Source organism: Acinetobacter sp. UBA6526, assembly GCF_002434875.1.
GTDB classification, from domain to species: Bacteria; Pseudomonadota; Gammaproteobacteria; order Pseudomonadales; family Moraxellaceae; genus Acinetobacter; species Acinetobacter venetianus.
On record NZ_DJLC01000119.1, the window covers coordinates 1 to 9,698 of the forward strand.

The 9,698-nt window shown below is 37.7% G+C and carries 8 protein-coding genes and 1 pseudogene; 5 read left to right on the top strand and 4 right to left on the bottom strand.

The window, feature by feature from the left end:
- Positions 1–14: 14 nt before the first annotated feature.
- Positions 15–1,601: pseudogene (locus B4237_RS07855) on the top strand (DUF2075 domain-containing protein); the annotation flags it as partial.
- Between the two features lie 66 nt (positions 1,602–1,667).
- Here the strand turns inward: B4237_RS07855 and B4237_RS07860 are convergent.
- On the bottom strand, positions 1,668–3,470 hold the full coding sequence (locus tag B4237_RS07860) for an acyclic terpene utilization AtuA family protein (RefSeq protein ID WP_278596487.1): 1,803 nt from the start codon (positions 3,468–3,470) through the stop codon (positions 1,668–1,670).
- A gap of 195 nt (positions 3,471–3,665) precedes the next feature.
- Between B4237_RS07860 and B4237_RS07865 the strand changes: the two genes are divergently transcribed.
- The 4 genes from B4237_RS07865 to B4237_RS07880 all read left to right on the top strand — a co-directional run bounded on the left by B4237_RS07865 (position 3,666) and on the right by B4237_RS07880 (position 6,259).
- The gene (locus tag B4237_RS07865; RefSeq protein ID WP_278596486.1) at positions 3,666–4,265 is read left to right on the top strand and encodes a TetR/AcrR family transcriptional regulator; all 600 of its coding nucleotides are present in this window, start codon (positions 3,666–3,668) and stop codon (positions 4,263–4,265) included.
- Positions 4,262–4,771, top strand: a complete 510-nt coding sequence (locus B4237_RS07870; protein WP_007482728.1) for a GNAT family N-acetyltransferase — start codon at positions 4,262–4,264, stop codon at positions 4,769–4,771. Before B4237_RS07865 ends, B4237_RS07870 begins: the two co-directional genes overlap by 4 nt.
- Before the next feature lie 115 nt (positions 4,772–4,886).
- Positions 4,887–5,504 carry a DUF6915 family protein gene (locus B4237_RS07875; RefSeq protein ID WP_278596485.1) on the top strand — a complete coding sequence of 206 codons (618 nt, stop codon included), beginning with the start codon at positions 4,887–4,889 and terminating at the stop codon, positions 5,502–5,504.
- A gap of 17 nt (positions 5,505–5,521) precedes the next feature.
- Entirely contained in the window at positions 5,522–6,259 is a 738-nt protein-coding gene (locus tag B4237_RS07880) for a hypothetical protein (protein ID WP_278596484.1), read from the top strand.
- 58 nt (positions 6,260–6,317) lie between these two features.
- Here the strand turns inward: B4237_RS07880 and B4237_RS07885 are convergent, their stop codons facing one another.
- The 3 genes from B4237_RS07885 to B4237_RS07895 form a co-directional block, all read right to left on the bottom strand.
- Complete coding sequence (locus tag B4237_RS07885; protein WP_278596483.1) at positions 6,318–7,481, bottom strand: acyl-CoA dehydrogenase family protein; 1,164 nt, start codon at positions 7,479–7,481, stop codon at positions 6,318–6,320.
- Positions 7,482–7,629: 148 nt separating this feature from the next.
- Positions 7,630–8,196 carry a DUF4256 domain-containing protein gene (locus B4237_RS07890; RefSeq protein WP_278596482.1) on the bottom strand — a complete coding sequence of 189 codons (567 nt, stop codon included), beginning with the start codon at positions 8,194–8,196 and terminating at the stop codon, positions 7,630–7,632.
- A gap of 293 nt (positions 8,197–8,489) precedes the next feature.
- Entirely contained in the window at positions 8,490–8,885 is a 396-nt protein-coding gene (locus tag B4237_RS07895; protein WP_019383671.1) for a DUF2007 domain-containing protein, read from the bottom strand.
- Between the last annotated feature and the right edge of the window lie 813 nt (positions 8,886–9,698).

Consider the following 9,698-nt stretch of genomic DNA (forward strand, 5'->3'; position numbering starts at 1 on the left):
CAGATCAAGTCTGAACTAATACACCTAATACTACCTCTCAGATTGAGAGCTCTCTAGCGCTGAACAGTTGTATCCTATGTAATAAAGAAAACTTTAAAGCAACGCTGATCAAAATTCTAGACCATATAAAAATAGAAGAAAGTTTAAATATTCAGACTTGGGAAAATAGCGTATATAAACCTACACCAACTATTATTGAAGCAGCTCAAGCTTTATATAAAGGCCATAGTGTTAAAGAAATTTCAAGAAGTGATGCTGGTGCAATTAACCTCTCCAACACCTCTATTTTAATAAATAAAATTATCGAAGACTCTAAAGCCCAGCATAGGAAATCAATCTGCTTTTTAACAGGTGTTCCTGGTGCAGGAAAAACGCTTGCAGGTCTAAACATCGCAAATGAACGACTAAAAGCAGATGAATCAGAACACTCAGTATTTCTATCTGGTAATGGTCCGTTAGTTGATGTCTTGAGAGAAGCATTGACCAGAGATTCAGTAGAATCTGCTAAAAGGAGTGGTCAGAGAATATTACGCACAGAAGCTGAAAGGAAAGCAAAGGCTTTTATCCAAAATATTCATCATTTTAGAGATGACAATTTAAGAACGCCTCATGCCCCTATTGAAAAGGTTGTCGTTTTCGATGAAGCACAAAGAGCTTGGCAAAAAGAACAAGTCTCCAAGTTTATGCAACAGAAAAAGGGAATCACAAACTTTGACATGTCTGAACCCGAATATTTAATCAGTGTAATGGATCGACATGAAGATTGGTGTGCAATTATATGTTTAATCGGAGGCGGACAAGAAATCAATACAGGTGAAGCCGGTGTTTCAGAATGGATTGAGTCGTTAAAAACAAAATACCAATCTTGGGATATTTATTATTCAGATAAGATTTTGGCTGAACCTAATACCTATCTAAATAATTCAGATTTATCACATTGGTTAGAACAACATGGACATCAAAAAACTGATCTTCATTTATCCACCTCTGTCCGCTCATTTCGAAGTGAAAAAGTTGCATCCTTGATCCAATCCATTTTAGACAATCAAAATGATCAAGCCGCTCAAATTTTCCAAGACATCAAACATAATTATCCAATTAAAATCACGAGAGATTTAGACAAGGCAAAAAACTGGTTAAGACATCAAGCTAGAGGTACGGAAAGAATTGGACTAATCACAAGTTCAGGCGCTAAAAGACTAAAAGCAGAAGGTATCTATGTTAAGAATAATATATCTCCAACTGATTGGTTTTTAAATCATCAAGATGATACCCGATCATCTTATTATTTAGAGGATATTGCGACTGAGTTCGATATCCAAGGACTTGAAATCGACTATACCTGCGTAGCTTGGGATATTAACCTCTATTATGATCAAGGTTGGAAATTTCAAAACTTTAAAGGTTCAAAGTGGCAGAATATTAATAAAGACTCAGCTAAAAGTTACCTTCTCAATGCTTATAGAGTTCTATTAACCCGAGCCCGACAAGGTATGGTTATTTTTATTCCTGCTGTAGATGGAAAAGATCCAACAAGACCTCAAAAATACTATGACTCAATCTATAACTATCTGGTTTCTTGTGGGTTAGACATAATGTAAAAAGTATCAGAATCTCGTTTGTGCCGCTTTACGACAAACGAGACTCCAACACCAGGTAAATGCAGCTCAAGATAATAGTTTTCTAGGTAATTTTACTGGCATATCTAACAATTGCTGAGCAAATGCCTTGCCTTGTGGATCAATACGTAAACTAGCGATACCACCACCGCCTAAGGCATTTTCCAACATGAAATTCAGTGCGTGCATAGCTGGCAATTCATAACGAATCACTTTTGATTTCTCTGGATCGAGTACATGCTGCATATATTCAGTAACAGCTTGCTCAGTCAAAGCAGCGCGAATCCACGGCAAATATTCAGCTTTGCGCGCTATCACGCCAATATTGCTATGATTACCTTTATCACCACTACGTGCATGAGCAATTTCGACTAAAGGTACTTCAACCTCATCACCCTGATAAACTGCGACCTCACCCACAGGATGTTGAGTAAATGCTTGATCGGCAGAACCTGTTGGAATCTGCACTGGATGACGTTGCCCTGCAAAATCAACTTCAACCTTAATTTGATCTTTATCAATTAAGAAAGAGAACAACTTCACCACTGCCGAAGCTTTAGGACGCCCACCGACAATCCCAGCCAATGCAGGAGCCATCCCTGTTGATGCCTGTGCAATTTCTGAAGCAAAGAACATACAGGCTTCTTTAAACATGTGTTTGACCGCAATTTTGACCACAACTTCACGGCTTTCTTGAATTCGAGAATGAGATCCATAGGTACTTTCGATACCCAAAATTTCGATAGATTTTTCACTAAAAGGTGGTACAGAACGCAAAGCCAAAACTCGTTCACATTTGTTGATAATGGCATCAGCAATGGTTTGTGCTTTTTCAGGGGCTTCACGCCCAGCAATCAAAAAACTCACTAACACACGATAACCATCGGCATAAGTGGCACTGACTTTATATTGTTGAGTCGGCGCACGACCAATTGCTCCCGAGACTCGAACTCGATCTTCACCGACCTGTTCTAAATGCACTTGGCTAAAATCAGCCGTCACATCAGGAAGTAAATAAGCCTGCGGATTGCCAATTTCATAGACAATTTGTTCTGCCACCGTTGCATTTGAAACCAGTCCACCTGTGCCTTGTGGTTTCGTCACAATAAATGAAGCATCTTCACTGACTTCGACAATTGGAAAGCCCATATTGTCGAAGCCTTGCACTAAACGCCAATCGGTGAAATTCCCACCTGTACATTGAGCGCCGCATTCAATGACATGTCCTGCCAATGAACCTTGTGCCAACTTGTCATAATCATCAAGTGACCATTTGTATTCATGCAATAATGGGGCAAGCACAACCGCCGAATCAACCACACGCCCAGTAATCACAATATCAGCACCTAAATCTAGTGCATCACGAATCGCAACTGCACCGAGATACGCATTACTACTAGCAACATGTGCTGGTAAAGCGCCGCCATTAAACATTTCTTGCACATTTTGCTTGAGTAATTCAGTGTGCTTAGGTAATACATCGTCACCTAGAACCACAGCAACTTTTAAATCTAAACCTTTTTCATCAATAATTTTCTGTAACGCATCACGACAAGCCAGTGGATTCACCCCACCTGCATTGCTGATTACTTTTATTTTTTTCTCAGCAATTTTATTGAGCAGCGGCGACATGACGCGACTAACAAAGTCTAGTGCATAACCATGATTTGGATCAGTCATCATTGCTTTTGCCATAATCGACATGGTGATTTCTGACAAATAATCAAAGACTAGATAATCGATATCACTCAAATGCACGAGTTGAAATGCAGCAGTATTGGTATCTCCCCAAAATCCTGATGCACAGCCTATTTTGATTACCCTCTGCTCATCCTGTTTGACACTTGTCATGCGCTTTCTCATTGTTATTGCTAAAAACGACTTAACATTACCAAGCAAGTGCTTGGTTTGTAAAGTGCATAATGATATGCTGTATTGGCAAAATGAGACAAACACAGGCAAATGCTTGTTATAAAAAGATAAGACAATTCTTGAAATGAATTTTGTTACAATACACTTTAGATGAGACGGGATAGAAAAATCGGCATGATCGCAACTTCAATTGAGCAAATACCCAAAATTGTTTGTTTTGATGACACTCCACGCGGGCGTTTATTGCAAGGTGCTGCCTATCTGTTTTATAAACAAGGTTATGACAAAACCACCGTACGCCAACTCGGTGAATTTATTGGTATCCAATCTGGCAGCCTATTTCATCATTTTAAAAGTAAAGATGAAATTCTTGCGACCGTAATGGAACAAACCATTATTTATAATTTTGCCCGTTTAAAAGAAGCAGCTGAACGCTCAAATGATCCAGAACAGCAATTACGTCATTTAATTAAGGCTGAATTGCTTTCAATTGCAGGTGATACTGGCGCAGCTATGGCGGTACTTGTGCATGAATGGTTTGCCCTTTCTAAAGAAAAACAAGATTATCTTTTAAAAATGCGCAATGAATATGAGCAAGTTTGGCTCGATGTCTTTGAGAAATTACGCGCACTCGGTAAAGTTAAACATGATGCTTTTATCTGGCGTCGTTTAGTTGGTGGTTCTATTTCTTGGACTGTGACTTGGTATCGACCAGAAGGTAAAGTCAAAATTGATGAGTTGACTGAAATGGTTTGGGAAATGGCGATTAAATGAGTGCTATCTATTTACGCAAACCTCAACCAAATGATTTAGCAGAAATTAAACTCGCCTATCAAAATAGTATTCAACTTCATCAACCTTGGACTTATCCACCAACCGATTTTGAACAATATCTCACTCAAGAACATCGTTATTTTGTCTGTTTAATAGAAAATGATGTCATTGTAGGCACTTTTAACATCTCAAATATTATTCGAGGTTATTTTCATTCTGCCTATTTAGGTTATGAAGCCTTTTATCCTTATGCAGGACAAGGCTATATGCGACATGGGCTTCAACTGGTTCTAAGAGAAGCATTTCAAACACTGAATCTACATCGACTAGAAGCTAATATTCAACCAGACAATCTGTCCTCTATTCGCCTTGCCGCAAATGCAGGTTTTGTGAAAGAAGGCTTCTCTCGCCAATATCTTCGAGTCGGTGGAAAAGCATGGAAAGACCATGAGCGTTGGGCAATTTTAAATACAGATTGGACAGATCAAAAATATCAAGCCTTCTAAAAACTACTTACATTTTAATCACGACATAACTTAACGTTTAGCCCATTCATTCTATTTGCGTTTGCCTAAAAAACTGCTATTTTTCAGAAACATCAATGATTATAAAAATGCAAAAATGAATCCAGTCCAACATGCCAATATTTCGGTGAAACGTCGTGGGGGCGAGCTTGAAGATTATATTGATATTCACGCTTTGATCGACAGCACCAAAATGCTATGCACTGACAATCGCCATCGTATCTTGCATACTTTTTGGGGCGTGCAAGAAGTGATTATTCCGATTTTTGGACACCACTTTGAAAATAGTGCAGGCAAAAGTATCGAAGTCAAAGACTTATGCGAAAAAGATCATTTGCTGGTCGATTTCCACCATCGTTTTATTCCAACGATCGGAGACTTTGTTGCAGCAATGCAGGATATCCCCTCAGATGGACTAGCGAAACGCCTAGAGAAATTCCACGCTGATGTTATTGATGACCCAAAGCTGTCAGCTACATTACTCTCTCCATTATCAGTGACCGGTCAATTAAAGTCCTTACTGATTACGCACAATAGTTGGTTTATTAATACCATTTTGCCAATGATGGGAAAAAGCGAAGCCAAGTTGATTGATTTTGATATCAGTCCAGACTTCTTTTTCAATCCAATGCGTTTTGAACTGTGGATGGATAATGGGATGGCCGCACCACCGAGTGCAGTCAAATTGCAAGAATTAAAAACTAAAATTGCTTAACTTAAGGGGAAATAAAAATGAGTAATATCCAATACGTGATTCGTCAAAATGATTTTGCTTACAACGATGAATGGCATCTGACCAATTGCGTTTCAACTGGGTCAATTAAACAGATTTATACGGATAAAGCAGAAGCGGAAAAGGCATACAAAGCTTTGGTTGTCGAAGGCTTATATTATGATGAACTATGTAATTATGACATCGGCAATGGCGAAGTAGATGATGAAATCTATGAAAAACTTGAAGCTTTTGTATTAGAAAAAACAGGCAAAAAATTTGATATTGATGATGGAGAAATTCCAAAACTCAATGAAGACGATGCTTTCGAATTTGCCAAAATTTCAGGTATTGTCTGGTATCAACTCTTAGAAATCGATGCGACACAACCGTGCTATGTACTCTGGATCAACTCTGAAGAAGACTATTTCACAGGTTATGAAACTGGTAGCATTATTTCGAGTCAAGATGAGAACTTTAGTGATGTGTCGTGGGAAGCCAATATTTATGCGATGGACTATGAATTTGAAGCTTTGATGGACAAACCACTTGCAGAGTTAAGCGATAGTCCACTGTTATTCAAACAATTCATCGAACAAACTCCAGATATTCGTTACGATGCGGAAAAAGACGGTATCGAAGGTATTGCACTAGATAACATAAAGTTTATTGATATCAAAACGCTGAATTCATTTTTGAAACAACCCATCTTTGAAATCCGTCAGATCTCTTTAGAAGAACTCGCTGAACTAGAATAAACTTTAAATAAAAAAGTGCGGTGTATTATCCGCACTTTCAATGATGTATTGAATAGTTTTAATAACCCAACTGCTTACTAATCAAATCTTTCATGATTTCTTCCGCACCACCGCCAATCATGTTGACCTTCACTTCACGATAAATACGTTCAGACTTCGTTCCACGCATAAAGCCCATACCACCCAGTGTTTGAACGGCTGCATCCGCACAAAACTGCATAGTACGAGTCGCAACATTCTTAAGCATAGAAATCTGAGCAACGAGATCAGCACCCTGCAATTGAGGCTGCGTCATTTTCCAAGCTGTTTCTTCAAGCAAAGCTCGTGTGGTTGTCAATTGAGTTGCCATATCTACTAATTTATGACGAACGACTTGATGATCAACTAAACGCTTACCAAAAGTCCTACGTTGTTGAGCCCAATCTAAAGCCTCTTCATAGCAAACTTGTGCATAACCATAAGCCACCACTCCCAAGAAAAACCGTTCCATATTAAAGTTATTCATAATCACTTTAAAACCTGCATTCTCTCGACCTAACAAGTTGGACACTGGCACTCGAACTTGATCAAAATGTAAATGCGCAGTATCAGAAGCCCACCATCCCATTTTCTTTAATGGTGTTTTGGTAATACCGTCACTATGTGCATCGATAAGTAACATCGAGACACCTTCTGCACCTGTTTTGGTCGGATCAGTTCTAACTGCAACCGTGTAATAGTCCGCACGAATACCTGACGTAATAAAGGTTTTTTCGCCCGACACAATATAATAATCACCATCACGAATCGCTTTGGTTTGCAATGCGGCTACATCTGAACCACCGCCAGGTTCAGTAATCGCCAATGCTGAAATTTTTTCGCCTGAAATAATATCGGGTAATACTTTGGCTTTTAATTCCTCACTACCGAAATGCTGAATCGGTGGTGCACCAATGGTATGGACCATCAAAGAAATATGCACACCACCAGAACCCGCTTTAGCCATTTCGATACCAGCTAACAGGGAGTAAAAAGGATCGGCATCAGGAATCCCTCCATATTCTTCATCAAAACCTAAACCCAATAACCCAATTTCAGCCGCTTTTTTATAGAGTTCTCTAGGAAATGTTTCAGCCTCATCCCACTCATTCACAAATGGAGTCATTTCTTTTTGTACAAAACGACGGACATTCTCAGCAAAAGCTTGATGTTGTTCATTGTAATACATTGGATTTAATTGCATTTTCTGCTTCCTAGCGAGTATCGATCATTGTTTTAGAATATTTAGTGATGACTAAGGTAGCAAAACACAACAAACCAAGCAAGCGCTTGGCAAAATTCATAACTAAAAAAGATCTTATTTCTTATCATTGAATATCAAATTTCAGAGCTTATTTGATTTTTAAACGACAGCGGAAACCTCGTGTCGCATAATAAGATTGTGCACCATTATGATAAGTAAATACACGACCATAGCGGCTATCACAGAAAATTGCACCACCTAAGGTACGAACATCTTCTGGTGTTTTTACCCAACTAGAAGTTTTCAAGTCAAAATTTTCAATTTCTTGAAACTGTCTATATTGCGCTTCAGTTAAAAGTTCAACACCCATTGTCTCAACGACGTCAATCGCATTATTTTTAGGTTTATGTTCCTTACGCGCATCCAAAGCAGCACGATCATAGCAAAGGCTTCTACGTCCTTTCGGCGTTTCAATGGAACAGTCATAAAATATAATTTCAGATGAATCAGCTTCAATCACGACGACATCAGGCTCTCCACCTGTAACTTCCATTTGATCCAGTGACCATAACTTTTCTGGCTGATGTTGTAATTGATCTTCAATATCAGGCCAAAATAAACCCTGATGTCTTTGCATATTCTGTTCAAAACGATTTTTCAATATGTCCAACAATGCTGCTGTTTGTACACTATCTAATTGTTTTTTCTTGCTCATCTTTTCTCTCTTTTTTGTTTTTTATAGCACTTTGTATACATTCACTTAAATCAAGCATACACAGGATGAATTAAATATCACTCAAATAAAAGATATTTTCGTTAAAAATACTGTTTATGTTCACAGCACCAAAGAAGATCGTCCCTATCCAGCAATATGTATCACAGTGAAGCTACTCCCCCAATCAATCGATTGCGTGTTTTTCTCTACCTCAATTAAGGCTGGTCTTTTGATTTTGATTCAAATTGGCAAATCATATAAGATTATTGTGAAAACTCTATGCTTAAAATAAGTTAGTTCCAAAAGTACTGGCATTTCTTACACTTCATTCCATTCTTATAGAAAAACAATGGAAAGCCAATCAACAGAAAAACTAAATACGCTGGCTTCTTTCCTTGTGTATAAGGCTCTACTTCCGTACTGCCACATTGAGGGCAACTAATCTGTTCAGAACCAAGAATTTGATCTACATCTTGACTAAAATCTTGAGCAAGAATACTTTGAGCTACACTTAGATGCTCTTGAGGTACAAGTAAACGAACACCGCCGAGCGCGTTAGAATATAACCAATCCATATTGATTGTATGTTCATTTTCAATACGTGCAGGAATCGCCATCGCCTCGAGCTGAGTCTTTGCGATTTGAGCCTCATAAGGAAAAGAATAGGTTTCAGCGACGACCCAATGCATACAAATATCTAATATCAACAAAAACTAAATTTTAAGCTCAATGAGTAAAAAGATATGTTGTACAAACTTATTCAATTCACCTATATCTTTGATTAATAAATGAATTAAAAATTATATTGTCTATTTTACAATTTTATTGACATAGTCATTCTTTAAATTTAAAAAAATTAATACTCTTTTATAGATCTTCCCATGTAGCAACAATCTGTTTCGCAGTAATAGACCAAACATTTTTCCCAACCCATTCAATATTATGAGTAAACATTCTTTCATTATTTCCATAACTACTCCATGGATCAAAAAATAAGAACTCATCATAGCGCCACACAAAGGGATTAATTGAAAGATTTTTTTGATAAGGAATGTTGAATTCTAATATCCCCTGATAAATTAACCGAAGTCGAAATGGAGTTTCCTCGTAGTCTCGATGATCTTTTTTTATTAACGTAAGAATTAAATGAGCTGATTCTTTTCCAAAATCAATAATTTCAAAATTATCTAATTCACAATAATAGGGAGCTGTTGAACCACTACCACCATACCACCAGTCAGATGCAAGGAGAACTAGTAGACTTCAGGTAATTTATTTTTATTTGTCTTTAAATATTCATCATATGCTTCAAAAACATATTTGGAATTGCCCACGTGATCTAACTGATCACTTAATTTATAAACCATATTTGCTCTTTAAATGCTATTTGTTTTATATATAAGCGAAATATACTACAACTATGCACAATATTTTTCTTATTCCACTATGTTTTTTTAATTTTAGCCAATAAAAAACATCCCCTCTGCGTAAGCGGAGGGGGT